This window comes from Streptomyces sp. R28, from assembly GCF_041052385.1.
In the GTDB taxonomy this organism is placed as follows: Bacteria; Actinomycetota; Actinomycetes; order Streptomycetales; family Streptomycetaceae; genus Streptomyces.
Genome location: NZ_CP163439.1, coordinates 5,325,471 through 5,350,351, shown reverse-complemented (window position 1 = coordinate 5,350,351; position 24,881 = coordinate 5,325,471). Strand labels below are relative to the sequence as shown.

The following is a 24,881-nucleotide window of genomic DNA, read 5'->3' as shown; positions in this document are numbered from 1 at the left end:
CATGAAGATCATCCTCACCCACGAGGTCTCCGGCCTCGGTGCCGCGGGCGACGTCGTTGACGTCAAGGACGGTTACGCTCGCAACTACCTGATCCCGCGGAAGTTCGCTATCCGCTGGACCAAGGGTGGCGAGAAGGACGTCGAGCAGATCCGTCGTGCTCGCAAGATCCACGAGATCCAGACCATCGAGCAGGCCAACCAGATCAAGGGCCAGCTCGAGGCCGTCAAGGTCCGCCTGGCCGTCCGCTCCGGCGACGCCGGTCGTCTCTTCGGTTCTGTCACCCCGGCCGACGTCGCCTCGGCGATCAAGGCTGCCGGTGGCCCCGAGGTCGACAAGCGCCGCATCGAGCTCGGTGCGCCGATCAAGACCCTGGGCGCCCACGAGACGTCCGTGCGTCTGCACCCCGAGGTTGCCGCCAAGGTCAACATCGAGGTCGTCGCGGCCTGATCGCTGCGCTCGGCTTGAACAGCTGAATGAAGGGGCCGTACCCGGTGGGGTACGGCCCCTTCGTTGTGCAGAGAGTGGACCTGGTCCGTTTCACGTGAAACAGCGTGTTTCACGTGAAACATTCAGCGCGTCGCGCCGGTGACGATCCAGCGACCCGAGCGGGTGCGCGCCCACAGCGTCAGCATGCGCACCGTCATCATCAGCGTCATGGCTGCCCAGACTGCGGTGAGGCCTCCGCCGAACGTGGGGACGAGCAGCGCCACCGGGGTGAACACCGCCAGGGTGAGCACCATGGCCCAGGCGAGATAGGGGCCGTCGCCTGCCCCCATCAGGACGCCGTCCAGGATGAAGACGACGCCGCAGATCGGCTGGGAGAGCGCCACCATGAGCAGGGCGGGCAGCGCCGTTTCCTTGACGGCCACGTCACTGGTGAACAGCGGCAGGAAGAACGGTCGGGCGATCACCACGAGCAGGCCGAGTACGACGCCGGCTGCGATGCCCCACTCCACCATGCGGCGGCAGGCGGCCCGGGCGCCCTCGGCGTCGCCGGCGCCGAGATACCGACCGATGATGGCCTGCCCGGCGATGGCTATGGCGTCCAGCGCGAAAGCAAGCAGGCTCCACAGCGACAGGATGATCTGGTGCGCCGCGATGTCGGCGTTCCCGAGGCGGGCCGCGACGGCTGTGGCGATCATCAGAATCGCCCGCAGCGAGAGGGTGCGGACCAGCAGGGGCACTCCGGCCTGTGCGGAGGCCCTGATCCCGGCTCTGTCGGGGCGCAGGGAGGCTTCGTGCTTGCGGGCGCCGCGGACGACGACGATGAGATAGGCCGCGGCCATGCTGCACTGGGCGATGACGGTGCCCCAGGCGGAGCCAGCGATGCCGAGGTCGGCGCCGTAGACCAGGCCCACGTTGAGGGCGGCGTTGGCGACGAAGCCCGCGATGGCGACGTAGAGCGGCGTCTTGGTGTCCTGTAGTCCGCGTAGAACACCCGTGGCGGCGAGTACGACGAGCATGGCCGGTATGCCGAGTGCCGAGATCCGTAGATAGGTGGTGGCGTAGGGGGCTGCGGTGTCCGAGGCGCCGAAGAGCTGTACGAGATACGGTGCGGCCGGCAGGACGATTGCAATGACGGCGGCGCCGAGGAGGAGGGCCAGCCAGATGCCGTCCATGCCCTGGCGGATGGCGGCCTGCAGGTCGCCCGCGCCGACGCGTCGGGCAACGGCCGCCGTGGTGGCGTAGGCGAGGAAGACGAAGACGCTGACGCCTGTCATGAGAAGAGCCGAGGCGACCCCGAGTCCGGCGAGCTGTGCGGTGCCGAGATGGCCGACGATCGCGCTGTCGGCCATGACGAAGAGGGGCTCGGCGACGAGTGCGCCGAAGGCCGGGACGGCGAGTGCGACGATCTCTCGGTCGTGCTGTCGCCGTGTGGCCGCAGGAGTCGCGGGAGCCTGTGTCATGGCCACCAATCTAATCGTCCACAGGTAAGAGATGCAATGAGCTTGTGACCCTTACCTCCTGTCTCGTGGTGTGTGCTTCTGTGTACCGTTCGAAGCGATCTTGGTCCGACTGGGAAAGTTTTTCTTCTGCACAGCCGGTGGACGGTAAATGTGCAGGTCAGGAATAGTGTCAGGAATTCTTGGAGGGCTTGTTCACAGGGCTGTCCACCGTGTCGTGCACAGGTTTTGCGGAGTTCTCCACAGCATCCGGGCCGTCGTCCACATGGCCTGTGGATAACCAGATTGGCTGACGGTGCCCGCGGGCCTACCGTGGTCCGGCGCCCACTCCGTCCGCCGACCGTGAAAACCCTCACAAAACCGGCGACCCAGAACCGGAGTTGGGCCTCTTATTTGTCAGTGGCGTGCCGTAGAACTGAGTGGCACGGCGAGGTCCGCTCGGCGGACGGGAGGAGGTGGCTCGGTTGAGCATTTCCGAGCCCTTGGACGACCCGTGGGCCGACAGCGGTCCCAGTGATCGTCTGCCTGCCTCCCGCCGGCGCGGCGACGGTGGCCGGGGACGCGACGAGCAGCATGATCGCGGCCGGGACTCCGGCGAGTGGGACGGCGGCGGTTCGGCCTTCGAGCGGGTTCCGCCGCAGGACCTCGACGCCGAGCAGTCCGTCCTCGGCGGCATGCTCCTGTCCAAGGACGCCATCGCCGATGTCGTCGAGGTCATCAAGGGCCACGACTTCTACAAGCCCGCGCACGAGACGATCTTCCAGGCGATCCTCGACGTCTATGCCAAGGGTGAACCGGCCGACCCCATCACCATCGCCGCCGAGCTCACCAAGCGCGGCGAGATCAACAAGGTCGGCGGCGCCTCGTATCTCCACACGCTCGTCCAGACGGTGCCGACGGCGGCGAACGCGGAGTACTACGCGGAGATCGTCCATGAGCGCGCCGTACTGCGCCGCCTGGTCGAGGCCGGCACCCGCATCACGCAGATGGGATACGCGGCCGACGACGACGTCGACGAGATCGTCAACCGCGCCCAGGCCGAGATCTATGCGGTCACCGAGCAGCGCACCAGTGAGGACTATCTGCCGCTCGGCGACATCATGGAGGGTGCGCTCGACGAGATCGAGGCGATCGGCTCGCGCAGCGGGGAGATGACCGGTGTGCCCACCGGGTTCACGGACCTGGACTCACTCACCAATGGCCTGCACCCGGGCCAGATGATCGTCATCGCGGCACGTCCTGCGATGGGTAAGTCCACGCTCGCACTGGACTTCGCACGGGCGGCGTCGATCAAGCACAATCTGGCGAGCGTCATCTTCTCCCTCGAAATGGGGCGCAACGAGATCGCGATGCGTCTGCTGTCGGCCGAGGCGCGCGTTGCCCTGCACCACATGCGTTCCGGCACCATGACGGACGACGACTGGACACGCCTGGCGCGGCGAATGCCCGAGGTGTCGGCCGCGCCGCTCTACATCGACGACTCCCCGAACCTGTCGATGATGGAGATCCGCGCGAAGTGCCGCCGGCTGAAGCAGCGCAACGACATCAAGCTCGTGATCATCGACTATCTGCAGCTGATGCAGGCCGGTGGTTCGAAGCGTTCCGAGAGCCGTCAGCAGGAGGTCTCGGACATGTCCCGTAACCTCAAGCTCCTGGCCAAGGAGCTTGAGGTCCCGGTGATCGCGCTCTCGCAGCTCAACCGTGGTCCCGAGCAGCGTACGGACAAGAAGCCGATGGTGTCCGACCTGCGTGAGTCCGGCTCCATCGAGCAGGACGCCGACATGGTGATCCTGCTGCACCGCGAGGACGCCTACGAGAAGGAGTCGCCGCGCGCGGGCGAGGCGGACATCATCGTGGGCAAGCACCGTAACGGACCCACGGCGACGATCACGGTCGCCTTCCAGGGCCACTACTCGCGGTTCGTGGACATGGCGCAGACCTGATCCACCTCGCCCGGGGGATATGCGCTCGACTCCCGAGAGGCCACCGGGGTGGACTGGGGGCATGACGACATCTCAGGAAGAGCTGCTCCCCACCACGCGCCGGGCGCTGCTGCACCGCATCGCCGTGGCCCAGGCCGAAGGGCGTGCGCCCTCGTTGGTCGCCGCTGTCGTACGGGACGGCCGGACGGTTTGGCACGGCTCGCGCACCTCGGTGGACGGGCACGCGCCGGACGAGAACGTGCAGTACCGCATCGGCTCGATCACCAAGACCTTCACCGCCGTTCTCGTCCTGCGACTGCGCGACGAGGGACTGCTCGACCTCAGTGACTCGCTGGAGAAGCATCTGCCGGGCACGGGCGCGGGGGAGGCCACCATCGCCGAGCTGCTGGCGCACACGAGCGGGCTGGCGGCCGAGACGCCCGGACCGTGGTGGGAGCGGAGCCCCGCATCACTGCGTCCCGGGCTCTCCGACGTCCTGGGTGAGCAGCCCTTCCTGCATCCGTCCGGCCGTCGATTCCACTACTCGAACCCCGGCTATACGCTGCTGGGCGCGCTGGTCGAGGAGCTGCGAGGAGCTTCCTGGGAGGACGTACTCCGGCGTGAAGTGCTCGAACCCCTGGGTCTGAACCGCACGAGTACGCGAGCGCAGGCGCCGCACGCGGGAGGCTGGGCCGTGCACCCCTGGGCCGACGTGATGCTTCCCGAGCCCGTCGAAGACCTGGGTCTGATGGCGCCGGCTGGTCAACTGTGGTCGACGACCAGCGACCTGGCGAGGTTCGCGGCCTTTCTGGTCAAGGGCGACGACCGCGTGCTGGGCGCCGAGTCGCTGCGGGAGATGAGGACGCCGGCGGCTCCGCCCGAGGCGGCGGACATGGCGAGTGGCTACGCGTACTGCCTGGGCCTGGAGATCCGGCATCAGGACGGCAGGACTCTGGTCGGACACTCGGGTTCCCTGCCGGGCTTTCTTGCCTGCCTCACCGCCGGTGTGGAGGACGATGTCGCCGTCGTCGTCCTGGCCAACTGCACCTCCGGCCCTCTGCTGTTCACCGTTGCCGCCGACCTCGTCCGCATCGTCGCCGAGGCCGAGCCCCGGATTCCCGAGCCATGGCGCCCGATGCCCGAAGTCGATTCAGCGGCGCTGGAGTTGGCGGGTCAGTGGTACTGGGGAACCCATGCCTTCGGCCTCCGGCTGACGGCCGACGGGCTGGTCTCCTTGGAGCCGTTGTCCGGCAAGGGGCGCCGTTCCCGGTTCCGGGCCAACGGTGACGGTACCTGGACGGGCTTGGAGGGCTACTACGCAGGCGAGCTCCTGAAGGCCGTACGGCGCCCGAACGGAGCCGTGGACCATCTGGACCTCGGGTCGTTCGTCTTCACGCGTCAGCCGTACCACGAGGGGGCTGCTGTGCCAGGCGGCGTGGATCCCGACGGGTGGCGGGGCATCGGCTCGTTCTGACCGCCCCGGTGAGCGCCTGTTTCACGTGAAACAGGCGCTTCGCCATGTCAGAGCGTGAGCTTGAAGCCCACGTGCGAGGCCGTGAAACCGAGCCGCTTATAGAAGCGATGAGCGTCCGTACGGGTGTTGTCGGAGGTCAGCTGCACCAACTGGCAGTTCTGGCGCCTGGATTCGGCGACCGCCCACTCGATGAGCTGCGTGCCCAAGCCGCTGCCGCGCTCGTCGGCGTGGATCCGCACACTTTCAATGATGGAGCGGGTCGCGCCCCTGCGGGACAGGCCGGGAATGACCGTGAGCTGGAGCGTGCCGACGACACGGCCCTCACGGGCCGCGACGACCAGGTGCTGGTTCGGGTCGTTGCTGAGCCGCTCGAGCGCCGCAAGGTAAGGCGTCAGGTCGTCCGGTGACTCGCGCTGGGCGCCCAGCGGATCGTCCGCGAGCATGCCGACGATCGCGGGGACGTCATCGGCGCCGGCGGCTCGTATTTCAAGATCTCCCATGCTCGCACCCTATGCGGGGACGCGGAGCGTCTCCACGGCCCGGACCAGCGGGGCCAGTTCGGGGTTCTTCGCGGCTTCGTCGAGGGCTTGGCGCAGGGCTGTGTCGTTGGTGGGGCGGGCTTCTTCGAGGAGGTTGAGGCCTGCTTCGGTGACGTCGGTGTAGATGCCGCGGCGGTCGGTGGGGCAGAGGTAGCGGGAGAGCAGGCCGCGGTCTTCCAGGCGGGTGACGAGGCGGGTGGTGGCGCTCTGGCTGAGGACGACGGCGTCGGCGACCTGCTTCATCTGCAGATGTCCGCCCTCGCCGTCGTGCTGGCGGCTGAGCACGTCGAGCAGGGAGTACTCGCGCACGCTCAGGTCGTGCCCGCTCTGCAGGGCGCGCTCGATGTGCGCCTCGATCCTCCCGTGCAGCAGGGAGAGGGCGCACCAGCCCTGGGCGAGAGCGGTGAGCGCGGGGACCGTTGCTGTCATGGCGTTTCCTCCGTCCCTAACCAGCTGAAGCCAGAGTGGATCAGCAACGAAATAGCTAGCGTTTGCATATATGCCGCGTCTGCAAGTATTGTCTCCACTCGTAAAGCGCTCCTGCAATCTTCTGGGACGGTGTACCCCTTCATGCCTCTCGCGCTTCTGGCCCTCGCGATCGGGGCCTTCGGAATCGGAACGACCGAGTTCGTGATCATGGGATTGCTGCCCGAGGTCGCGGGCGAGTTCGGGGTCTCCATCCCCACAGCGGGGCTGCTCGTGACCGGCTACGCGCTCGGCGTGGTCCTCGGTGCTCCCCTGATGACCGCGCTCGGCACCAAGGTCTCCCGCAAGCGGATGCTGATGCTGCTGATGGGACTGTTCATCGCAGGCAACCTGCTGTCCGCTCTCGCGCCCACCTTCGCCGTCATGCTGGCCGGGCGTGTAGTCGCTTCGCTCGCCCATGGCGCCTTCTTCGGCATCGGCTCGGTCGTCGCGGCCGACCTGGTCGCCCCGGACAAGAAGGCCGGGGCCATCGCGATGATGTTCACCGGCCTGACCGTCGCCAATGTCGTCGGCGTCCCGCTGGGCACCTTCGTCGGGCAGTCCGCCGGCTGGCGCGTCACCTTCGGCATCGTCGCCGCCCTCGGTGTCGTCGGCCTGGTCGGCGTCGCCAAGCTGGTCCCCGACCTGCCTCAGCCCCAGGGGGTGCGCCTGCGCCACGAGCTTGCGGCCTTCAAGAACGCCCAGGTCCTGCTCGCCATGGCGATGACGGTCCTCGGCTTCGGCGGCGTCTTCGCGGCCATCACCTACGTCGCGCCGATGATGACCCACGTCGCCGGCTTCGCAGACGGCTCGGTCACCTGGCTGCTGGTCCTCTTCGGGCTCGGCATGGTCGGCGGAAACCTCATCGGCGGCAAGTACGCCGACCGCGCGCTGATGCCCATGCTGTACGTCTCCCTGGGTGCCCTCGCCGTCGTGCTCGCGCTCTTCACGCTGACCGCCCAGAACAAGGTTCTGGCGGCCGTCACCATCACGCTGATCGGCGCCCTGGGGTTCGCCACCGTCCCACCGCTGCAGAAGCGCGTCCTCGACCAGGCACACGGCGCCCCGACGCTGGCCTCGGCCGTGAACATCGGCGCCTTCAACCTCGGCAACGCCCTCTCGGCCTGGCTCGGCGGCATCGTCATCGCGGCGGGCTTCGGCTACACGTCCCCCAACTGGGTCGGCGCCGCCCTGGCTGCGGCCGCGCTGCTGCTCGCGTTTCTCTCGGCCGTACTGGAGCGCCGCGACCGAGCATCCTCCAGCACCGTCGTCACGGGCGCCGCGCCCGCCGAGCAGCGAGCTGCCGTACAACACTGAGCCGACCGGCATGCGGGGTCAGGGCCGTCCCCCGCCGGGCACATCGGGCCACGCGAGAACTCACCTCCGCAGCACACCACAAGGAGAAACCTCCTCATGAGCACTGCCACCGCGGTTGCCCCCCTGACCGCTCAGGATGCCGACGTCCTCGTCGCCGCAGCCCACCGGGCCGCCGAGGACGCCGGGGTGACCGTCAGCGTCACGGTCCTGGATGCCGGAGGCCATCTGCTCGCCTTCCGCCGGGACGACCGAGCCGTGCTGATCTCCGGGGAGACCAGCACCCGCAAGGCCTACACGGCACTCCAGCTCGACGCCCCCACCGCCGATCTCGTTGAGGCCGTACAGCCTGGCGGTCTCTTCCACACCCTGCCCACCGCGCTCGACCGGCCACTGCTGTTCATTGCGGGCGGCGTGCCGATCCATCGGGCCGGCCGACTGATCGGCGCGATCGGGGTGGGCGGTGGGGCGCCGGAGCAGGACCACCACTTCGCGACAGCCGCGATCGAGGCACTCGCCTGACACCCCCCCAGCATCGACAACGAAGGTGTCGATGACGAACGCCGACGATGAACGGCGGCGACGACGAAACGCCGGGCCCCGACGGGGCCCGGCGTTTGCCATGAATGTCTCAGCCCGCTGCCACCGTCAGTGGAGCAAACCGCCGGGTCCAGTCGCCGGGCAGTTCCGAGACGCCGTACGTCATGACGGCGTTGAAGGCGACGGAGGCCAGACCGTGCTCCTTCGCCCAGGTCAGTAGCTCCTCGTGGCGTACGTCGATGTCGGTGCGCAACGGGCGGTCGGTGTGGGCGGCGAGGGAGGTGATGAGCGCCTTGGCCGTCTCCGTGTCGCGGGCGATCAGTGGCCCCACGACGTGCGTGTCCATGTTGGGCCAGGCACCCGCGTATCCGATGATCCGGCCCCTGTCCTCGGCGACGCGCAGCTGGTCGGCGAACGCGGGGAGCCGCGTGATGATGTGCGTGCGATCGGCGCCGAACACCTCTTCGTCGAGCCGCAGGATCGTGGTGAGGTCCTCGGCGGTGGCCGCACGCGTGGCGACCGACGGCCCCGAGGCGCCGGCTGTGAAGTGCCCGCGGAGCATCTCCGCCCGGCCGGTGACCTTGAAGCCGAGTTCTTCGTAGAGAGGTTGGCCGTTCGGGGTCGAGTGCATCGTCAGTGGTGTCGTGCCCATCGCGGAGACGACGTGACGCATCAGGCGGCGCCCGATGCCCTGACGGGAATGCCGCTCGGCGACCAGGACCATGCCGATGGCCCCCAGGTCGAGGCGGTCGTGCGGCCCGTACTCCGTGATGACGCAGGCGCTGACGAGCCCGCCGTCGGGGTCGTCGATGCCGTAGCCCTTCCCGGCTGTGAGGAGGAACCCCCACTTGTGTTCCTCACGGGGCCAGCCCCGATCCTCGGACAAGTCGGCGCAGGCGGTGAGATCGCGAGGCGTCAGACGGCGGATGGGCAGAGCGGCGAGGGAAGGAGTCGGCACGCAGGTCAGGCTGTCTGACGACTGCCCTGGTCGTCCACCCGTTTCCGGGGAGACGTACGAGCTTTTGGCCATGTCATGGGCCGGCGCACCAGCCTGCCTACAGGCGCTGGGTGTTTCACGTGAAACATGGAGAAACGGCCAGCGTCCAGCAGGCGAGCGATCATCAAAGGCGTGTTTCCGATCTCCGCTCGGGGGAGTCTCCGGCCAAGGGGGCGACAGCACATCCCATTAGCCTCATGGCCTATGGCCAGACTTCACCTCTTCGACCTCGACGGCACCCTCCTGCACGGAAGTTCCGCCCCCGTGGAGATCTCGCGGCAACTCGGGCTGGAAGCCGAGACCGTGGCGCTCGACCGGGAGATTTCGGCGGGGCTGATCGGGCCACCTGAGTATGCGGCGCGGGTGCACGCGCTCTGGGCCGATCTCACCGAGGTCCATGTGGCGGCCGCTTTCGAGGGCGCTCCTTGGCTGGCCCGAATCCGTGAGGTCTGGGCGGAGATCAGGGCACAGGGCGACTACTGCGCGGTCGTATCGCTCTCGCCCTCCTTCTTCGTGGAGCGGCTGACGGGCTGGGGCGCGCACGCGGCGCACGGTTCCCGCTTTCCAGCCGTGCCGTTCACCGAGCCCGTCGACCCCGCAGGAGTTCTCAGTGCCGCGGCCAAAGTCCTCATCGCCGACCGGCTCTGCGAGGAGTTCGGGGTGAGGCGGGCCGATTGCGTCGCTTATGGCGACTCGCTGTCGGACAAGGACCTGTTCGGAGCTGTCCCGGTCTCCGTCGCCGTCAACGCAGATGGCCATCTGGCCGGACTCGCGACCCACTCCTACATAGGGATGGATCTGTGGGAAGCCTATGAATTGGTGCGCAGTGGCCGCTAATTGAAGGAATGAGTCGTTCGCCGCCTCGCCCCATTCGTGAGGGAGGAAGGGGGGACTTGTGATCGGGGCATCGGCCGGTAGGGTCGACTCCGGTTCGTGTCCGAGCTGTGATGCAGACTCCCGGCGCGGACCGAGCGCAAGGCAATGCAGCCTAACGGGACGGAGAGATCGAAGACCCGCATTCACGGGTATGCGGCCGGGGCGCCCACGCGTGGTGGGATGCTGCGGTGAGAGCACTGCGGCCAATGTCACACTCTCGCCCTACTTGTCCGTACCGAGTGGGAACACGGGTTGAATGTGGCCGTATTGGTCGCGGCAACGAACGGGGAAAAGCAAGCCGTCGCGGGGGAAGCAGGCACCTTCCGATCGAGGAAGTGCGTAGACCGACCGAAAGATGTTCGAGGCGAGGCACACCATGGACGCTCCGACCACCACGTCGGCCGACAACGGCACTTCCGGCGGCGGGGGCGGCTGGTTCACGCCGCGCAAGCAGCCGGCGACGACTCCGGGCAGCGAACAGGAGACGGCCGACGGCCGCCGCCTGGGTGCGATGCGCCCGGTCGGCAGGACAGCGACGGGCGATGACACGCCCCCGTCGGCCCAGGACGGCACACCGCCTGCCACGACGGCCGGCCCGGCAGCACCCACCCCTGCGGACGCCGGAGCAGGCGCTGGAGCGCCGGACCTCACCTCAGGCCCGGCCCCGGAACAGGCACCCGCCGGGCCCGGATACGGCGCCGGGGAACCCGGCCGGGCATCGAACGCCGCCGCTGACCCGACCTGGGGCCGTGGGCCCGGCCCTGCCAACGCCTACCACGCGAGCCACGGCACAACGACCCAGGAGCGAGAGGCACCGGGCGCGACACCGGCGCCCGGCACACCCGCCCCGGATCACACACCGCCCGCGCACACGCTGTCGACATCTGCCCCCGCTCCCGCCCCGGCCGGAGCCCAAGAGTCGGCTGCGTCTGCCCCAGCCCCAAGGCAAGCGGTGCCTGCCCCCGCTGCCGTTCAGGGCGCCACCGCCCACCCGGCGATATCAGGCCTCAGCCCCATATCCCCACCCTCCCCCCAACTGCGCGTGCCGACTCAGCGCCCCGCCCCGGCCCAACCCGCGTCCCCGGACGCCATCCTGATCCGCCGGACGATGGCCGAGGTCGGCCCGGTGGCCGACAAGGTCACCTCGTACTTCTACGCGCTGCTTTTCGTACGCCACCCCGACCTGCGCTCCCTGTTCCCGGCCGCGATGGACACCCAGCGCGACCGGCTGCTCAAGGCCCTGCTCACCGCGGCCGAGCACATCGACAACACGCCCGTCCTCGTCGAGTACCTGCAGAACCTCGGCCGCGGTCACCGCAAGTACGGAACCCGTCCCGAGCACTACCCGGCCGTCGGCGAGTGCCTCATCGGCGCGCTGAACAAGTACGCCGCCGGAGTCTGGGACGCGGAGATGGAGGCCGCCTGGGTACGGGCGTACACGACGATCTCGCAGGTCATGATCGATGCGGCGGCGGCCGACGAACTACGCGCCCCTGCCTGGTGGTACGCGGAGGTCGTGTCGCACGACCTCAGGACCTCGGACGTCGCGGTCGTCACGGTCCGACCCGACCAGCCCTACCCCTTCCTCGCCGGCCAGTACACGAGCCTGGAGACGCCGTGGTGGCCGCGGATCTGGCGGCACTACTCCTTCGCCTCCGCGCCCCGCTCGGACGGCCTGCTGACGTTCCATGTGAAGGCCGTGCCCGCGGGCTGGGTCTCCAACGCGCTGGTGCACCGCGCCCGGCCGGGAGACATCATCCGGCTCGGCCCGCCGGCCGGTTCGATGACCGTGGACCACACCACCGACAGCGGTCTGCTCTGTGTGGGCGGAGGCACCGGCATAGCTCCGATCAAGGCGCTGGTCGAGGACATCGCCGAGCACGGCGACCGGCGACCGGTCGAGGTCTTCTACGGCGCCCGCACCAACCAGGACCTGTACGACATCGACACCATGCTCAGACTCCAGCAGTCCCACCACTGGCTGGAGGTCCGCCCAGTCGTGGACCGGCACGGACTGCTCCAGCTTCCCGACGCCATACGCGAGTACGGGCCCTGGACCGAGTACGACGCCTACGTCTCCGGACCGCCCGGCATGATCCGCAGCGGTGTGGACGCGCTGAGAGACATCGGCATCCCGTCCGAGCGCATACGCCATGACTCGGTGGAGGACCTCGTCGCCACCGGGGACTGATTCATCGTCGTTACCGGGGACTGACGAGCCGTCGCCAAAGCCGAGGTCGGCCGTCGGTGTCAGCCCGGGTTCGGTGTCAGCCCAGGTCGGGGGCGTGCATGGCGCGGACGCCCTCGATGTTCCCGTCCAGGTAGTGCCGCAGTGACAGCGGTACGAGATGGACGGAGGCGATCCCGACGCGAGTGAACGGCACCCGCACGATCTCGTACTCGCCGATGGGCTCGTCCACCTCGGGCCCGTGCCGCAAGGACGTGTCCATCGACTCCAGGCGGCAGACGAAGAAGTGCTGCACCTTCACACCGGTCGCACCGCCGTCCTCGCCTATGTGCTCGACGGTGTCGACGAAGCAGGGAACCACGTCGACGATCTTGGCTCCGAGCTCCTCGTACACCTCGCGGTGCAGGGCCTCGACGACAGTCGTGTCCGTCGGCTCGACCCCGCCACCGGGAGTGAGCCAATAGGGATCCAGACCAGGCTTGGTGCGCTTGATCAGGATCAGATCGTCGCCGTCCAGGAGAACGGCGCGGGCGGTGCGCTTGACCACGGGTCGGACGGTCATGGGAGAAATGTGGCCCGGCTGGTTCCACGTGAAACATCGCGAGACGTCACCGGTCGAGCTCAGTGTGTGATGGCCCCGGATGCCCTGCTCAGGCATCGCGGCAAGCCGCTCCTCAGACCCAGTCGGAAGCCGCTCGCAGCAGCCACTCGTGGGCCCGTGCGATGTGCGGCATCGTCAGCGTGCCGGTGCGGACCACCAGGAAGTACGTCCGCAGTGGTGGCACCGGCGGATCGTGCAGGGCGACGACGTCGCCGCGCTCCAGGGCGGCCGCGCACAGATAGCGGGGCAACACCGCCAGCCCTGCCCCCGCGGCCGCGCAGGCGAGGACTGCGCGCAGGTCGGGGACGATCACGGTGCCCGGAGCGGCGGGCCGGGAGTCGTAGACCGAAGCCCAGTAGCGGGAGACGAAGGGCAGGGACTCGTGCACCTCCACCACCGGGAGGTCCTCCAGCGCGTGGGCTCCCTTGAGGCGCAGCGTCTTCGAGCCGATCCGGTCGGCCCAGCGGGGAGCGGCGACGAGGACGTGCTCCTCGTCGCAGAGCGGAGTCGCCGTGAGCAGAGCGCCACGTGGACGGGCCGTAGTGATGGCCAGATCGTGGTGCCCGGCGGCCAGCCCTTCGAGGGTCTCCTCGGCGTTGCCGAAGGACGCGCGCAGGGCGAAGCCCTGGCCGTCCTCGCCGGTCAGCTCGGTGAGTGCGGGCAGCGCCCGCTCAGCGGTGAACTCCGGAGGGCCGGCGAGGTGCAGCGAGCGTAAGGAGGACTCGTCGTCGAGACCCGTCTCGGTGATCTCCACCAGGGCGTCGAGATGCGGCGCGGCCTTGTGAGCGAGTTCGTCGCCGATGGTCGTCGGTGTCACTCCGCGGGCCTGCCGCAGGAACAGGGGGCGGCCCAACTGTCGTTCCAGGGTGCGGATCTGCGAGGTGACGGCCGGCTGTGACAGCCCGAGCAGCGCGGCGGCGCGGGTGAAGGAGCCGGCCCGGTGCACCGTCACAAAAGTGCGCAACAAGGCCAGATCCATGCCACACCCTCCCCTTCCCCGCCCTTCTCCCCACCCCCAGGGCAGGGCCCAACTATAAATAAGTCGATAGGTCGCTGTCGCTACTGTGATTGGACACTGACAGAGAGTCAACTAGCCTTGTTCGCGCGGTTCTTCGCGCGCAGAACCGAGGGCGGTCCGAGCCACGAGGGGGGAGGTTCGGACCGCCCGTTCTACGGAGACACCGACGGACGCGGCGGCGATCCCGATCACTGCGCCGATTCGTCCAGCGCACGCAGCACATCGGCCACCAGGTCCTCGGGGTCCTCCGCACCGACCGACATACGGATGAAGCCCTCCGGTACGGCGTCGCCGCCCCAGCGTCCGCGCCGCTCGGCCGTGGACCGCACCCCGCCGAAGCTGGTCGCGTCGTCGACGAGCCGCAGAGTGTCGAGAAAGCGCTCGGCACGCGCGCGCGTGGGCAGCGTGAAGGACACCACGCAGCCGTAGCGCCGCATCTGCTGCGAGGCGATCTTGTGCGAGGGGTCGCCCGGCAGCCCCGGATAACGCACCCCGAGCTCCTCCGGCCAGTCCCGCAGCGCCTCGGCGACCGCCAGGGCATTGGCGTTCTGCCGCTCCACGCGTAGTTGGAGTGTGGCCAGGGAACGGTGCGCGAGCCAGGCTTCCATGGGCCCCGGGATCGCCCCGACGATCTTGCGCCAGCGCCGTACGGCGGCCATGGCCTCGGGGTCGCGGCCGGTGACGTATCCCAGCAGCACGTCGCCATGCCCCGTCAGCTGCTTGGTGCCGCTGGCCACCGAGAAGTCGGCGCCGAGCTCCAGTGGCCGCTGCCCGAGCGGCGTCGCGAGCGTGTTGTCGACGGCGACGAGCGCGCCACGCGCGTGGGCCGCTTCGACGAGCCGCCGGATGTCACACACATCGAGGCCAGGGTTGGACGGGGTCTCGATCCACAGCAGCTTCGCGCCGTCCAGGACGCCGAGCTGTGCGTCCCCGCCGGTCGGCGCCGTGCGCACCTCGATGCCGTACGCCTCCAGCTGCGCCCGTGCCAGGGGCAGTGCCTGGTAGCCATCGCTGGGCAGGACGACCGCGTCCCCGGCGCGCAGCTGGGAGAAGAGCACCGACGAGGTGGCGGCCATGCCCGACGCGAAGAGCAGCGTCTCGACGCCGTCCTCCCCCGGCGCCTCCAGCTCGCCGATGGCGCGCTCCAGATGAGTCCAGGTCGGGTTCTCGTCACGGCCGTAGGTGTACGGCCCCGTCGGCTCGCCCGGCAGGTGGTAGTGGGCGGCGAACACCGGACCCGGCAAGGTCGGCTCGTACTTGACCGGCTCGGGCAGCCCGGCCCGCACCGCGCGGGTGCCGTCTCCGCCGCCGGAAGGCAGTCCCCGAGGATCCGTACCGCTCATGCCGCCTGCCCTCCCACCTGCTCGCGGACCTCCGCGAGGAGCCCCGTGCTGGCCGCCTCCACCATCTCGAGGCACTCCTCGAAGCCGTCCCGGCCCCCGTAGTACGGGTCGGGCACGTCGAGGTCGTCTCCTGCGGTGGCGTCGTAGGAACGCAGCAGCCGCACCTTCGCCGCGTCCTCCGGGGAGGGCGCAAGGCGACGCAGGGCCTTGAGGTGCCCGGAGTCGAGCGCGACGATGAGGTCGAGGCGGGCGAACCAGGACGCCTGGAACTGCCGGGCGGTGTGGCCGCCTTCGTAACCGTGCTCCTCGAGGACGGAGACGGTGCGGGGGTCGGCCGGGTCACCCTCGTGCCAGCCGCCGGTGCCGGCGCTGTCGACCTCGACCAGGCCGTCGAGCCCGGCCTCCGCCACGCGGGCGCGGAAGACGGACTCGGCCATCGGGGAGCGGCAGATGTTGCCGGTGCAGACGAAGCAGACGCGGTAGGTCATCGGATGCTCAGTCCCCGTCGGGCAGGACGACGTTGAGCGCCCAGGAGACGATCGAGATGATCAGGCCGCCGAGTACGGCGGTCCAGAAGCCCTCGACGTGGAAGCTCAGGTCGAGCTTGTCGGCGAGCCACGAGGTCAGCAGCAGCATCAGCGCGTTGACGACCAGGGTGAACAGACCGAGCGTCAGGATGAGCAGCGGCAGGCTCAGGAGCTTGACGAGCGGCTTGACCAGGAAGTTCACCAGGCCGAAGATCAACGCGACGACGAGCAGGGTGCCGACCTTCTTGCCCGTGCTGTCACCGGTGAGGGTGATCTTGTCTATCAGCCAGACGGCGACCGCCAGGGCGCCCGCGTTGGCGATCGTCTTGACTACGAAATTCTTCATGTGTCTGATCGTGGCAGACGAGATCGGCCATGAGCACTGTTGACAAGGGCGGACGTGAGCGATGAAGGCATTCCGGCTGGATGAACTGGAGGCGGAGCGCGCCGCCAACGAGGGCGCCTACCTGCAGTTTCTGCGCGAGCGGAACATGTCGGTCGGTCTGTACGCGCTCAATGCCGGTGAGCATGATCCACAGAAGCCGCACAATCAGGACGAGGTCTACTTCGTTGTGAGTGGCCGCGCCCAGATCACCGTCGGCATGGAGACCACACACGTGGCGCGCGGCAGCGTGGTGTACGTGCCGGCCGGAGTCGCCCACAAGTTCCATCACATCAGCGAGGATCTACGGGTGCTCGTGGTGTTCTCTCCGCCGGAAAGCTGACCTTTGGCCTCGGGGTTCCCTAGGGGATCGATCAGGGGAGGACAAGGGGTGCGAGGCCCCCGCCGGGGCACCTGCCCGCCCTAGCATCGAGTGCAGGGAATCAGCAGATTCGAAGGATCGGACCCGGCACTGTGGCGGGCGGAGAGGTAAGGACGAGGGCGATGCGTGAGATCTTCGCAGGACTGCCGTGGTGGGTGAAGTGGATCGCGGTGCCGGTCATCGCCCTGGTCGTGTTCGGCGGGTTGATAGCCAGCGTCGTCGGATTCGTCATCGGGCTGCTCTTCAAGGTGCTGGTCTTCGTGGCACTGGTCGGTGGACTGATCTACGTCGTAAGGAAGTTCACGTCGAGCTCCTCGTCGCGCAGCGATTGGTGAGGGTCGGCAGCGACTGGTGAGGGCCGTGGGGAGAGGGAAGCGGTAACAGGAATCACCGGTTCCCTCGGGCGAGGGAAGTTTTCCGGGCGGGGCGTCTGCGAGCGGTGGCGGACGAATAGAGTCCGGAAATCGACGCGGGGACGACCCCGTGAGCGGCGTGCACCCCCTCCCGTGTTCCCCCGCACGGGCTCCCCCCTCGCGCCTTTGGGAGTGACCCTTGGCCACGGTTGACACCGCACCCTCAGAACCCCACTCACCCCTCGGACAACCGCGCTCCTCCGTGCCCCAGGTGCCGAGGCAGGCATCCCCGAGGACACCCCCCGAGCAGCCGCACTCCGCGACGCTCATCGGATCCGTCCAGCGCGCGATGCGCCTGCTGGAATGCGTCGCCGAGCACGAGTACGGCGCTCCCGCGAAGCAACTCGCCCGCGAGACGGGCCTGGCGCTGCCCACCGCGTATCACCTGTTGCGCACCCTGGTGCACGAGGGCTATCTGCGCCGCGACAAGGGCCTGTTCTTCCTCGGCGAGGCAGCGGTTCGGCTGAGCAGCAGCGGAGCTCAGCAGAAACGTCGCAGCGCGGTTGCCGAAGCACTCGCCCAATGGCGTGATGCCATTGGTGTCCCGGTTTACTACGCCCAGTACCGCGACGGCGAGATCGAGGTCATCTGCGTCTCCGACACCCCGGGCAATCCGGCGGTCGAGGAATGGGCCGACTTCCGTGAGACCGGCCACGCGCACGCCATCGGGCAGTGCCTGCTGTCCCAGTTGGACGAGGACGCCCGCCGCGATCACCTCGACCGCCATCCCGTGCAGTCCCTCACTCCGTACACGGTGCGCGACAGCCGCACGCTGCTGCAACGCCTCGAACGGACGCGTCGGATGGAGCCGGTGACCGAGCGCCAGGAGTACGCGCTGGGCACGGTGTGCGCGGCGATTCCGATCACAGTGGGCACCACGGCCGCGACGATGGCCATTTCCCTGCCCGCACATCAGGCCGACCGGCTGCTGTCGGCGGCACGGCAGTTGCAGGACGAAGTCGGGCGGCTCCTGGGGTCACTGGCGATCTCTATCAGTATCTGAAAACTCACTCCTTGTGATCTCTCGTGTACGTTCAGCAAGATTCCACCAGTGTCGGGTCCGTTCCCGGCCAGTCGACTGCAAACGACGGGGTAGGCGATGCGCGAGTCCGTACAGGCAGAGGTCATGATGAGCTTTCTCGTTTCCGAGGAGCTCTCGTTCCGCATCCCGGTGGAGCTGCGCTACGAGACCTGTGATCCCTATGCCGTACGACTGACCTTCCACCTGCCGGGCGATGCCCCTGTGACCTGGGCCTTCGGCCGCGAGCTGCTGGTCGACGGCGTGGGCAGACCGTGCGGGGAGGGAGACGTACGGGTCTCACCGGCCGGTTCCGAGACGCTGGGCGACGTCCTGATCCGGCTTCAGGTCGGTGCCGACCAGGCGCTGTTCCGCTCCTCGGTGGCGCCCCTCGTGGCCTTCCTCGACCGCACCGACAAGCTGGTGCCGCTCGGGCAGGAAGGCGCGCTCGCCGACTTCGACGCCCACCTTGACGAGGCCCTGGACCGCATCCTGGCGGAGGAGCAGAGCGCGGGTTGAAGCGCTACGGCAACGAGGGGGTGGCGTAACGCTTCGCCGGGGCACTGCGCGGGCGCGCGGGAACGCTTCTTCTTCGCGGGCGTGCGCCGTGTTCCGGCGAATGGGCGGGCCCGTCGGCTGCGCGGGATCGGCGGCCGTTTCCGTCACCGCTTCCGGCGTCGCCCCCGCCCGCCCCGCCCCTGAGCCGGCTGCCCCGGAGCCGACTGCACGCCCGCCGGGAGCGGCTGGGCACCCGCAGCCACCACCCCCTTCTCCGGCCGGTCGGCCGAGACCACCAGGGCCGCGAGAGCCGTGGTGACCGGCACCGACGCGACCAGGCCGATGGAGCCCACCAGCGTGCGCACGATCTCCTCCGCCACCAGTTCACTGTTGGCGACCGTGCCGACGCTGCTCTGCGCGATCGAGAAGAGCAGCAGCAACGGCAGCGCGGCGCCGGCGTAGGCGAGCACCAGTGTGTTGACGACGGACGCGATGTGGTCGCGGCCGATCCGGATGCCCGCGCGGTACAGCCCGCGCCAGCCCATCGTCGGGTTGGCCTCGTGCAGCTCCCAGACCGCGGACGTCTGGGTGACCGTCACGTCGTCGAGGACGCCGAGCGAACCGATGATGACACCGGCGAGCAGCAGACCGCTCATGTCGATCGACGGGTACAGCCCGTGGATCAGGCCGGTGTTGTCGTCCGTGTTGCCGGTGAGCGCGGCCCAGTCGATGAACCCCGAGCCGAGAAGGCCGATCAGCAGCAGCGAGAGCAGCGTGCCGAGCACCGCCACGGACGTACGGGCCGACAGGCCATGGCACATGTAGAGCGCGATCAGCATGATCGCGCTCGCCCCCACCACCGCCACGACCAGCGGGTTCGAGCCCTGCAGGATCGCCGGCAGGATGAAGGAGGTCAGCACCAGGAAGCTGATGGCCAGCGCGACCAGCGCCATGACACCGCGCATCCGGCCCACCACCACGACGGCGAGCGCGAAGATGCCGGCGAGCAGCGCCATCGGGATCCTGCGGTTCACGTCGGTGACCGAGTACTGCAGGTCCTTGGGTGCGGAGGGCTCGTAGGCGACCACGACGTCCTGGCCCTCGTGCAACTGCCGTGACTGGTCGGGCTGCACGATCTCCGTGAAGGTGCGGCCCTTGTCCTCGCCCGTGTCGACGCGGATCGTCGCCTTCTTGCAGGTGCCGTTCTCCTGCTGCACCGCGGAGGAACCCTCGGCGGTGGAGGTGTCGCCGGTCGGGGGCACTCCCGAGGCGCCGACGTCCTTGCAGCTCACCTCGACCACCTTGGTGACCGTGGCCTCCTGAGTCTGCCGGTCGAAGCCGACTCCCGTGCGCTCGTGCGGCGGGGCACCACCCGGCCACAGCACCGCGAGCCCCACCACCACCGCCGCGGCGAACGGGATCAGGATCGCCGCGATGACCTTGCGCAGGTGCTGGGAGACGGGCGCCGCGGGACCGTGGGCGTGACTGTGGGAGTGCGCATGCCCGCCACCACCGTCGCCGCCGCTACCGCCGTCACGCGAGCCGCCGGATCCGGACCCGTGGCCATGGCCACCACCGGAGCCGTGACCGTCACCCGGGCCGGACCCCTGCCCTGGTGAGCCGCCGGATCCGGGACCCTGATCGTGCGGTCCATCAGATCCGGCACCGTGCGGACCGCCGCCGGATCCGGGACCGTGCGGGCCGCCGGGCCCGCGCCTATATCCCCCGCCGCCCCCGCTCCCGGGCCCCTGCATCCCACCGGTCCCGGCCCCGGCCCCGTGTTCGTGCCAGCCGTCGGAACCAGCCGCGTGATCGTCGTGGCCGCCTGCTGAACCAGGCACGTATCCACCGTCGTATCTGCTGCCGGTCATCCCCGAACCCCGGCCGTCTGTACGGCCGTTGCCCCGCGCGGGGCCGTTTCCGGGGCCGTTTCCGAAGCCTGAGCCGCGGGGCGGATCCGGCGGTGGGTACGGAGGCTCATGCGTCGTGGTCACCGACCGATCATCGCAAGAACGACCGGGGCCCTCTGTTCACCGCGCCCGAATTGACGCTAGCGTGGTGCCACCTTTGTACACGCGGGAGCTCGGAGCACCGGGCTGAGAGGGCGCTGACCTCCGTCCCTGCGATGTTTCACGTGGAACATCATCCGAAGAGAGTGACGTTCCCCACGAAACGTCGGCAGACGGAAGCCGCTGCGTCGACCGCCGAACCTGTTACCGGGTAATGCCGGCGTAGGGAGTAGGTCTCATGACCATCAAGGACGCGCGCACGCCTGCCTCCGTTCAGGACGACAAGTCCGAGGAGGCCGGGAAGTCCATCGGCTGGCACAAGGCGTACGTCGAGGGCTCACGCCCCGATCTGCGGGTGCCGGTCCGCCAGGTGCACCTCACCAACGGGCAGTCGGTCACGCTGTACGACACATCGGGCCCGTACACCGATCCATTGGCCGACACCGACGTCCGCAGGGGTCTGCCCCCGCTGCGGGAGAACTGGATCATCGGCCGCGGGGACACCGAGGAGTACGCGGGCCGTCCCGTCCGTCCGGAGGACGACGGGATCAAGCACACCTCGCCGCGCGGCGGTCTGCGCAACCTCGACGCGGTCTTCCCCGGACGGCCGCGCCAGCCGCGCCGGAGCCGTGACGGTGGGGCGGTCACGCAGCTCGCCTATGCGCGCCGTGGCGAGATCACACCCGAGATGGAGTACGTGGCCATCCGGGAGAACGTTTCTCCGGAAGTGGTCCGCGAGGAGATCGCAGCAGGCCGGGCCGTGCTGCCCGCCAACGTCAACCACCCGGAGATCGAGCCGATGATCATCGGCAAGCGGTTCCTGGTGAAGGTCAACGCCAACATCGGCAACTCCGCGGTCACCTCCTCGATCGAGGAGGAGGTCGAGAAGATGACCTGGGCGACCCGTTGGGGCGCCGACACGGTCATGGACCTGTCGACCGGCCGCAACATCCACACCACCCGCGAGTGGGTGCTGCGCAACTCCCCCGTGCCGATCGGTACCGTGCCGCTCTACCAGGCGCTGGAGAAGGTCGACGGCAGGGCCGAGGAGCTGACCTGGGAGATCTACAAGGACACGGTCATCGAACAGGCCGAGCAGGGCGTGGACTACATGACGGTCCACGCGGGCGTGCGCCTGCCGTATGTGCCGCTCACCGCCAACCGGAAGACCGGCATCGTCTCGCGCGGCGGCTCGATCATGGCGGCGTGGTGCCTGGCGCACCACAAGGAGTCGTTCCTGTACGAGAACTTCGAGGAGCTCTGCGAGATCCTCGCGGCGTACGACGTCACGTACTCGCTCGGCGACGGCCTCAGGCCGGGCTCGATCGCGGATGCCAACGACGAGGCGCAGTTCGCGGAGTTGAAGACGCTCGGGGAACTCAACCGGATCGCGAAGCGTTTCCATGTTCAGACCATGATCGAGGGCCCGGGACATGTCCCGATGCACAAGATCAAGGAGAACATCGACCTTCAGCAGGAGATCTGCGATGAAGCTCCGTTCTATACGCTCGGCCCGCTGACCACGGACGTCGCTCCGGCGTACGACCACATCACCTCCGGCATCGGTGCTGCGATGATCGCCTGGTGGGGCACGGCCATGCTCTGCTACGTCACACCCAAGGAGCACCTGGGCCTGCCCAACCGTGACGACGTCAAGACCGGCGTCATCACCTACAAGATCGCTGCCCACGCGGCCGATCTCGCCAAGGGGCATCCCGGTGCGCAGGAGTGGGACGACGCGCTGTCCGACGCCCGCTTCGAGTTCCGGTGGGAGGACCAGTTCAACCTGGCTCTCGACCCGGACACGGCGCGGGAGTTCCACGACGAGACCCTTCCGGCCGAGCCCGCCAAGACGGCCCACTTCTGCTCCATGTGCGGGCCGAAGTTCTGCTCGATGAAGATCTCCCAGGACATCCGCCGCGAACACGGCGGATCCCGGCAGGAGATCGAAGAGGGCATGGCTCAGAAGTCGAAGGAGTTCGCCGAGGCGGGCAACCGGGTGTACCTGCCGATGGCGGACTGACGTCGACGTCCTGACCCAGGGCGCCATGCCCCGGCGTCCGGCGTGCTGCCCAGGCGCCCGGCTTGCGCCTCCCCGAGGAGGTCTCCCCGGGGCTCCGTCTTGGAGGAGGGTCCCCTGGCGGGGGCTCTCCTACGGCGGGGGCGCAAGCCGATGGGCTACTCCGGCTGGTGTTCCGGCCCTCCGAAGTCCGGGCTCGTGTAGTCCGGGCTGGAGAAGCTCGGCCGTGAGCCCCGGGAGGCACCGTCGTCCGGGCTGCTGAAGCCCGGACGGTCGTAGCCGAGGTTCGGGATACGGCCGGCCGGCGTCGACGGTGGCGGGCGGTGCAGTGCCGTCGCCGTGCCGGGGTCGGCGAGCGCCTCCCGCAGGAAGGGCAGGATGCCACGCTCCAGCAGGGCCTCGCGCCAGGCTGCCCTGGCCCGGGCGACCTCCTCGCTCAGTTCGCCGTACGGTCCGCCGTCGAAGGCTGCCGGACGGTTGCGCAGGGCGGTGAGCAGGAGTCCGACGGCGGCGACCAGGATCGCGGCCGCCGCCACTGCGCCGAACACCCATCCGGTGGTCAGCATCGTCTGGGCGAAGGCCGGCTCGGGGTCGAGCATCTTCAGGATGTAGCCGACGAGCAGGAAGAGCGCCGCGGCGGTGCCGGCGAGGACGGGTGCCAGAACGGCGACCACGGCGACCACGCCGGGGCCGGCGGTCTCGGCGACTTCTCCCACGGTGGTGGCGAGCCCCACCGCACCCGTGCCCGGCTCGATCGAGCCGGACTCACGGGTGGACGACGGGGTGGACGGCGCCGGTTGGCGCAGTTCCTCGCGGACCTTCACGTAGTGCTGGTACTCGGTCGCCGCGGCCGCCGTGATGAGTGCGGTGGCGTTGAGCGCCATGGTGCGCAGCTGTTCGGAGTTGAGCCGCTGTCCGACAGCGGCCAGTTCCGGGCGGTGTGGTGCGGAGCGCAGCGCCTCATCGAGGATCCGCTCGTATTCCTGGCGGTCCTCACTGTGCAGGTGCTGCGGAACGCTGTTCATGTGCATCCCCCGATGCTCCGTAGGGCTTGGGGCTCGCATGCCAACGAGCCGTCGGGCAGAAACGGAGGGGAGCCTGCTACGGATAAGCCGATGGTAGAGCGGTGACGGCACACGTTGACAGGGGGTTTGCCAAAATTGGGTTCTGGCCTGCGTCGTCTTCCGTCACTGCGTCATGAGGGGACGCCTGCCCGGTGAACGTTCAGATATCCAGGGGAAGTTGCTGGACCAGCAGCTTTCCGGCCATGGTCACGCCGCCGTCCATCGCGATGGCGAGGCGCTCGGCGTACACGTGCGGCCCCTCGATCAGGGGCCCGGTGCTGTCCTCGCCCTCCTCGGAGCCGACCTCGCCCAGCAGGTACGGAATGGGGCTGTGGCCGTGAACGATGCGGGTGCCGCCGTACGTATCGAGCAGGGAGCGAACGTGGTCGGCGCCCCCCTCGTCGCGGAAGGAGAACCGCTTGGTGAACTTGCGGAACAGGTCCCAGACTTCGTCGGCGTCGTTGCGCGTGAGCGTCTCGCGGACGGTGTCGTTGACCGCCTCGATCGAGTCGCCGTAGTCGAGATAGGCGGTGGTGTCCGAGTGCACGAGCAGGTGGCCGTCGACCTCTTCCATGGCGTCCAGCCGGGACATCCACTGCAGGTGGTGGTCCTGGAGACGGTCCATGTCGGTCTTCTGGCCGCCGTTGAGCAGCCAGGCCGCCTGGAAGGTGGCGGTGCCCGCGCCGGAGTTGACGGGGGTGTCGCCGAACCGCTTGGCGCCGATCAGCAGCAGCTCGTGGTTGCCCATCAGGGCCTTGCAGTAGCCGCCGGCCGCGGCGGCCTCCGCCGACAGTCGCATCACGAGATCGATGACGCCGATGCCGTCGGGGCCGCGGTCGGTGAAGTCGCCGAGGAACCACAGCCGGGCGGTGCCCGCGCACCAGTTGCCCGCCGAGTCGATGAGGCCCTTCTCCTGGAGGGCGGCCACCAACTCGTCGAGATAGCCGTGCACGTCACCGACGACGAACAGCGGCCCCGGACCGTCCACCGACTGCGGGTCCGGCACGGCCGCGGGGTCGACGGTCACCTGAAGGGTGTCACCGCGGTTGATCACGGGCAGGTCGCGCTGCGTGGGCGTGTAGCCCTCCGGAGGGGCCTCGTCGAGGGGCGGGGCGACGTCGCCCGGGTGCGTGCTGTGGGCGTACGGACCGGTCTCGTGGACGTAAGCGGGCACCCGGAAGTCGCGCAACGTCGCCGTCCGCTCCATCTCGGGTCCCTGACCGGCCCCCTGAGTCATCAGACCCCTCCACCATCGCGCCGCAGCTGCACCGCATCGGACTGCCTGGTCGCAGCGGCCCGCGGGTGTCGTGGGCCCATCATAGGAATGCCGATCGCGCCATGTGATGACCCAGGGGTGGTGAATCGGAGCAGGACTCCTGTTCACCG

General features: G+C 68.9%; 24 protein-coding genes and 1 riboswitch. Of the genes, 12 read left to right on the top strand and 12 right to left on the bottom strand.

Features of this window, described 5'->3' with window-relative positions; genetic code table 11:
* Position 1 precedes the first annotated feature (1 nt).
* The gene (gene rplI, locus AB5J49_RS23775) at positions 2 to 448 is read left to right on the top strand and encodes a 50S ribosomal protein L9 (RefSeq protein ID WP_369170630.1); all 447 of its coding nucleotides are present in this window, start codon (positions 2 to 4) and stop codon (positions 446 to 448) included.
* A 122-nt stretch (positions 449 to 570) separates the two neighbouring features.
* Here the strand turns inward: rplI and AB5J49_RS23770 are convergent, their stop codons facing one another.
* Positions 571 to 1,908 carry an MATE family efflux transporter gene (locus AB5J49_RS23770; RefSeq protein WP_369170629.1) on the bottom strand — a complete coding sequence of 446 codons (1,338 nt, stop codon included), beginning with the start codon at positions 1,906 to 1,908 and terminating at the stop codon, positions 571 to 573.
* 461 nt (positions 1,909 to 2,369) lie between these two features.
* Here AB5J49_RS23770 and dnaB point away from each other — a divergent pair, with 461 nt between their 5' ends.
* On the top strand, positions 2,370 to 3,848 hold the full coding sequence (dnaB, locus tag AB5J49_RS23765; protein WP_369170628.1) for a replicative DNA helicase: 1,479 nt from the start codon (positions 2,370 to 2,372) through the stop codon (positions 3,846 to 3,848).
* A gap of 61 nt (positions 3,849 to 3,909) precedes the next feature.
* Entirely contained in the window at positions 3,910 to 5,301 is a 1,392-nt protein-coding gene (locus AB5J49_RS23760; protein ID WP_369170627.1) for a serine hydrolase domain-containing protein, read from the top strand.
* A 47-nt stretch (positions 5,302 to 5,348) separates the two neighbouring features.
* Here AB5J49_RS23760 and AB5J49_RS23755 read toward each other — a convergent pair whose 3' ends face one another.
* Both AB5J49_RS23755 and AB5J49_RS23750 read right to left on the bottom strand, forming a co-directional pair.
* On the bottom strand, positions 5,349 to 5,801 hold the full coding sequence (locus AB5J49_RS23755; RefSeq protein ID WP_369170626.1) for an N-acetyltransferase family protein: 453 nt from the start codon (positions 5,799 to 5,801) through the stop codon (positions 5,349 to 5,351).
* A gap of 9 nt (positions 5,802 to 5,810) precedes the next feature.
* A complete protein-coding gene (locus tag AB5J49_RS23750; RefSeq protein WP_369170625.1) occupies positions 5,811 to 6,269 on the bottom strand; it encodes a MarR family winged helix-turn-helix transcriptional regulator in 459 nt (152 codons plus the stop codon).
* A 141-nt stretch (positions 6,270 to 6,410) separates the two neighbouring features.
* Here AB5J49_RS23750 and AB5J49_RS23745 point away from each other — a divergent pair, with 141 nt between their 5' ends.
* Positions 6,411 to 7,622, top strand: a complete 1,212-nt coding sequence (locus AB5J49_RS23745; protein WP_369170624.1) for an MFS transporter — start codon at positions 6,411 to 6,413, stop codon at positions 7,620 to 7,622.
* A 96-nt stretch (positions 7,623 to 7,718) separates the two neighbouring features.
* Positions 7,719 to 8,141 carry a heme-binding protein gene (locus tag AB5J49_RS23740; protein ID WP_369170623.1) on the top strand — a complete coding sequence of 141 codons (423 nt, stop codon included), beginning with the start codon at positions 7,719 to 7,721 and terminating at the stop codon, positions 8,139 to 8,141.
* Between the two features lie 109 nt (positions 8,142 to 8,250).
* Here the strand turns inward: AB5J49_RS23740 and AB5J49_RS23735 are convergent, their stop codons facing one another.
* On the bottom strand, positions 8,251 to 9,117 hold the full coding sequence (locus AB5J49_RS23735) for a GNAT family N-acetyltransferase (RefSeq protein WP_369170622.1): 867 nt from the start codon (positions 9,115 to 9,117) through the stop codon (positions 8,251 to 8,253).
* A 243-nt stretch (positions 9,118 to 9,360) separates the two neighbouring features.
* Here AB5J49_RS23735 and AB5J49_RS23730 point away from each other — a divergent pair, with 243 nt between their 5' ends.
* The gene (locus AB5J49_RS23730) at positions 9,361 to 9,993 is read left to right on the top strand and encodes an HAD family hydrolase (RefSeq protein WP_369170621.1); all 633 of its coding nucleotides are present in this window, start codon (positions 9,361 to 9,363) and stop codon (positions 9,991 to 9,993) included.
* 394 nt (positions 9,994 to 10,387) lie between these two features.
* Entirely contained in the window at positions 10,388 to 12,223 is a 1,836-nt protein-coding gene (locus AB5J49_RS23725) for a globin domain-containing protein (protein ID WP_369170620.1), read from the top strand.
* A gap of 76 nt (positions 12,224 to 12,299) precedes the next feature.
* Here AB5J49_RS23725 and AB5J49_RS23720 read toward each other — a convergent pair whose 3' ends face one another.
* The 5 genes from AB5J49_RS23720 to AB5J49_RS23700 all read right to left on the bottom strand — a co-directional run bounded on the left by AB5J49_RS23720 (position 12,300) and on the right by AB5J49_RS23700 (position 16,055).
* The gene (locus AB5J49_RS23720; RefSeq protein WP_369170619.1) at positions 12,300 to 12,782 is read right to left on the bottom strand and encodes an NUDIX domain-containing protein; all 483 of its coding nucleotides are present in this window, start codon (positions 12,780 to 12,782) and stop codon (positions 12,300 to 12,302) included.
* Positions 12,783 to 12,894: 112 nt separating this feature from the next.
* On the bottom strand, positions 12,895 to 13,800 hold the full coding sequence (locus AB5J49_RS23715; protein WP_369170618.1) for a LysR family transcriptional regulator: 906 nt from the start codon (positions 13,798 to 13,800) through the stop codon (positions 12,895 to 12,897).
* Between the two features lie 227 nt (positions 13,801 to 14,027).
* Positions 14,028 to 15,182: a cystathionine gamma-lyase gene (locus tag AB5J49_RS23710; protein ID WP_369170617.1), complete on the bottom strand. Its 1,155-nt coding sequence runs from the start codon at positions 15,180 to 15,182 to the stop codon at positions 14,028 to 14,030.
* A complete protein-coding gene (locus AB5J49_RS23705; protein WP_369170616.1) occupies positions 15,179 to 15,670 on the bottom strand; it encodes a low molecular weight protein-tyrosine-phosphatase in 492 nt (163 codons plus the stop codon). Before AB5J49_RS23705 ends, AB5J49_RS23710 begins: the two co-directional genes overlap by 4 nt.
* Positions 15,671 to 15,677: 7 nt before the next feature.
* On the bottom strand, positions 15,678 to 16,055 hold the full coding sequence (locus tag AB5J49_RS23700) for a phage holin family protein (RefSeq protein ID WP_369170615.1): 378 nt from the start codon (positions 16,053 to 16,055) through the stop codon (positions 15,678 to 15,680).
* Between the two features lie 61 nt (positions 16,056 to 16,116).
* Between AB5J49_RS23700 and AB5J49_RS23695 the strand changes: the two genes are divergently transcribed.
* From AB5J49_RS23695 to AB5J49_RS23680, 4 genes are all read left to right on the top strand, one after another.
* Positions 16,117 to 16,434, top strand: a complete 318-nt coding sequence (locus AB5J49_RS23695; protein WP_274240896.1) for a cupin domain-containing protein — start codon at positions 16,117 to 16,119, stop codon at positions 16,432 to 16,434.
* Between the two features lie 161 nt (positions 16,435 to 16,595).
* The gene (locus AB5J49_RS23690; protein ID WP_030048440.1) at positions 16,596 to 16,808 is read left to right on the top strand and encodes a DUF5326 family protein; all 213 of its coding nucleotides are present in this window, start codon (positions 16,596 to 16,598) and stop codon (positions 16,806 to 16,808) included.
* A gap of 289 nt (positions 16,809 to 17,097) precedes the next feature.
* On the top strand, positions 17,098 to 17,889 hold the full coding sequence (locus AB5J49_RS23685; protein ID WP_369170614.1) for an IclR family transcriptional regulator: 792 nt from the start codon (positions 17,098 to 17,100) through the stop codon (positions 17,887 to 17,889).
* Between the two features lie 96 nt (positions 17,890 to 17,985).
* Positions 17,986 to 18,423, top strand: a complete 438-nt coding sequence (locus tag AB5J49_RS23680) for an SsgA family sporulation/cell division regulator (RefSeq protein WP_062707976.1) — start codon at positions 17,986 to 17,988, stop codon at positions 18,421 to 18,423.
* Positions 18,424 to 18,566: 143 nt separating this feature from the next.
* Here AB5J49_RS23680 and AB5J49_RS23675 read toward each other — a convergent pair whose 3' ends face one another.
* Complete coding sequence (locus tag AB5J49_RS23675) at positions 18,567 to 20,156, bottom strand: YibE/F family protein (protein WP_369175234.1); 1,590 nt, start codon at positions 20,154 to 20,156, stop codon at positions 18,567 to 18,569.
* 311 nt (positions 20,157 to 20,467) lie between these two features.
* A riboswitch (TPP riboswitch) is annotated at positions 20,468 to 20,657 on the top strand.
* Between AB5J49_RS23675 and thiC the strand changes: the two genes are divergently transcribed.
* Positions 20,650 to 22,434: a phosphomethylpyrimidine synthase ThiC gene (gene thiC, locus AB5J49_RS23670; RefSeq protein WP_369170613.1), complete on the top strand. Its 1,785-nt coding sequence runs from the start codon at positions 20,650 to 20,652 to the stop codon at positions 22,432 to 22,434. It overlaps the preceding riboswitch by 8 nt.
* 155 nt (positions 22,435 to 22,589) lie before the next feature.
* On the opposite strand, the gene AB5J49_RS23665 is transcribed toward thiC, so the two are convergent.
* Together AB5J49_RS23665 and AB5J49_RS23660 are read right to left on the bottom strand one after the other, a co-directional pair.
* Positions 22,590 to 23,462: a hypothetical protein gene (locus AB5J49_RS23665; protein WP_369170612.1), complete on the bottom strand. Its 873-nt coding sequence runs from the start codon at positions 23,460 to 23,462 to the stop codon at positions 22,590 to 22,592.
* A 193-nt stretch (positions 23,463 to 23,655) separates the two neighbouring features.
* The gene (locus AB5J49_RS23660) at positions 23,656 to 24,732 is read right to left on the bottom strand and encodes a metallophosphoesterase (RefSeq protein WP_369170611.1); all 1,077 of its coding nucleotides are present in this window, start codon (positions 24,730 to 24,732) and stop codon (positions 23,656 to 23,658) included.
* Between the last annotated feature and the right edge of the window lie 149 nt (positions 24,733 to 24,881).

Bases quoted from the DNA above. Each gene is read 5' to 3' on its own strand.
- AB5J49_RS23740 (WP_369170623.1), top strand. From the start codon at position 7,719: ATGAGCACTGCCACCGCGGTTGCCCCCCTGACCGCTCAGGATGCCGAC.
- rplI (WP_369170630.1), top strand. From the start codon at position 2: ATGAAGATCATCCTCACCCACGAGGTCTCCGGCCTCGGTGCCGCGGGC.
- AB5J49_RS23750 (WP_369170625.1), bottom strand. From the start codon at position 6,269: ATGACAGCAACGGTCCCCGCGCTCACCGCTCTCGCCCAGGGCTGGTGC.
- AB5J49_RS23770 (WP_369170629.1), bottom strand. From the start codon at position 1,908: ATGACACAGGCTCCCGCGACTCCTGCGGCCACACGGCGACAGCACGAC.
- AB5J49_RS23680 (WP_062707976.1), top strand. From the start codon at position 17,986: ATGCGCGAGTCCGTACAGGCAGAGGTCATGATGAGCTTTCTCGTTTCC.
- AB5J49_RS23745 (WP_369170624.1), top strand. From the start codon at position 6,411: ATGCCTCTCGCGCTTCTGGCCCTCGCGATCGGGGCCTTCGGAATCGGA.
- AB5J49_RS23695 (WP_274240896.1), top strand. From the start codon at position 16,117: ATGAAGGCATTCCGGCTGGATGAACTGGAGGCGGAGCGCGCCGCCAAC.
- AB5J49_RS23710 (WP_369170617.1), bottom strand. From the start codon at position 15,182: ATGAGCGGTACGGATCCTCGGGGACTGCCTTCCGGCGGCGGAGACGGC.
- AB5J49_RS23665 (WP_369170612.1), bottom strand. From the start codon at position 23,462: ATGCACATGAACAGCGTTCCGCAGCACCTGCACAGTGAGGACCGCCAG.
- AB5J49_RS23725 (WP_369170620.1), top strand. From the start codon at position 10,388: ATGTTCGAGGCGAGGCACACCATGGACGCTCCGACCACCACGTCGGCC.
- AB5J49_RS23720 (WP_369170619.1), bottom strand. From the start codon at position 12,782: ATGACCGTCCGACCCGTGGTCAAGCGCACCGCCCGCGCCGTTCTCCTG.
- AB5J49_RS23715 (WP_369170618.1), bottom strand. From the start codon at position 13,800: ATGGATCTGGCCTTGTTGCGCACTTTTGTGACGGTGCACCGGGCCGGC.
- AB5J49_RS23705 (WP_369170616.1), bottom strand. From the start codon at position 15,670: ATGACCTACCGCGTCTGCTTCGTCTGCACCGGCAACATCTGCCGCTCC.
- AB5J49_RS23660 (WP_369170611.1), bottom strand. From the start codon at position 24,732: ATGACTCAGGGGGCCGGTCAGGGACCCGAGATGGAGCGGACGGCGACG.
- AB5J49_RS23730 (WP_369170621.1), top strand. From the start codon at position 9,361: ATGGCCAGACTTCACCTCTTCGACCTCGACGGCACCCTCCTGCACGGA.
- AB5J49_RS23755 (WP_369170626.1), bottom strand. From the start codon at position 5,801: ATGGGAGATCTTGAAATACGAGCCGCCGGCGCCGATGACGTCCCCGCG.
- AB5J49_RS23700 (WP_369170615.1), bottom strand. From the start codon at position 16,055: ATGAAGAATTTCGTAGTCAAGACGATCGCCAACGCGGGCGCCCTGGCG.
- thiC (WP_369170613.1), top strand. From the start codon at position 20,650: ATGACCATCAAGGACGCGCGCACGCCTGCCTCCGTTCAGGACGACAAG.
- AB5J49_RS23690 (WP_030048440.1), top strand. From the start codon at position 16,596: ATGCGTGAGATCTTCGCAGGACTGCCGTGGTGGGTGAAGTGGATCGCG.
- AB5J49_RS23675 (WP_369175234.1), bottom strand. From the start codon at position 20,156: ATGCAGGGGCCCGGGAGCGGGGGCGGCGGGGGATATAGGCGCGGGCCC.
- AB5J49_RS23760 (WP_369170627.1), top strand. From the start codon at position 3,910: ATGACGACATCTCAGGAAGAGCTGCTCCCCACCACGCGCCGGGCGCTG.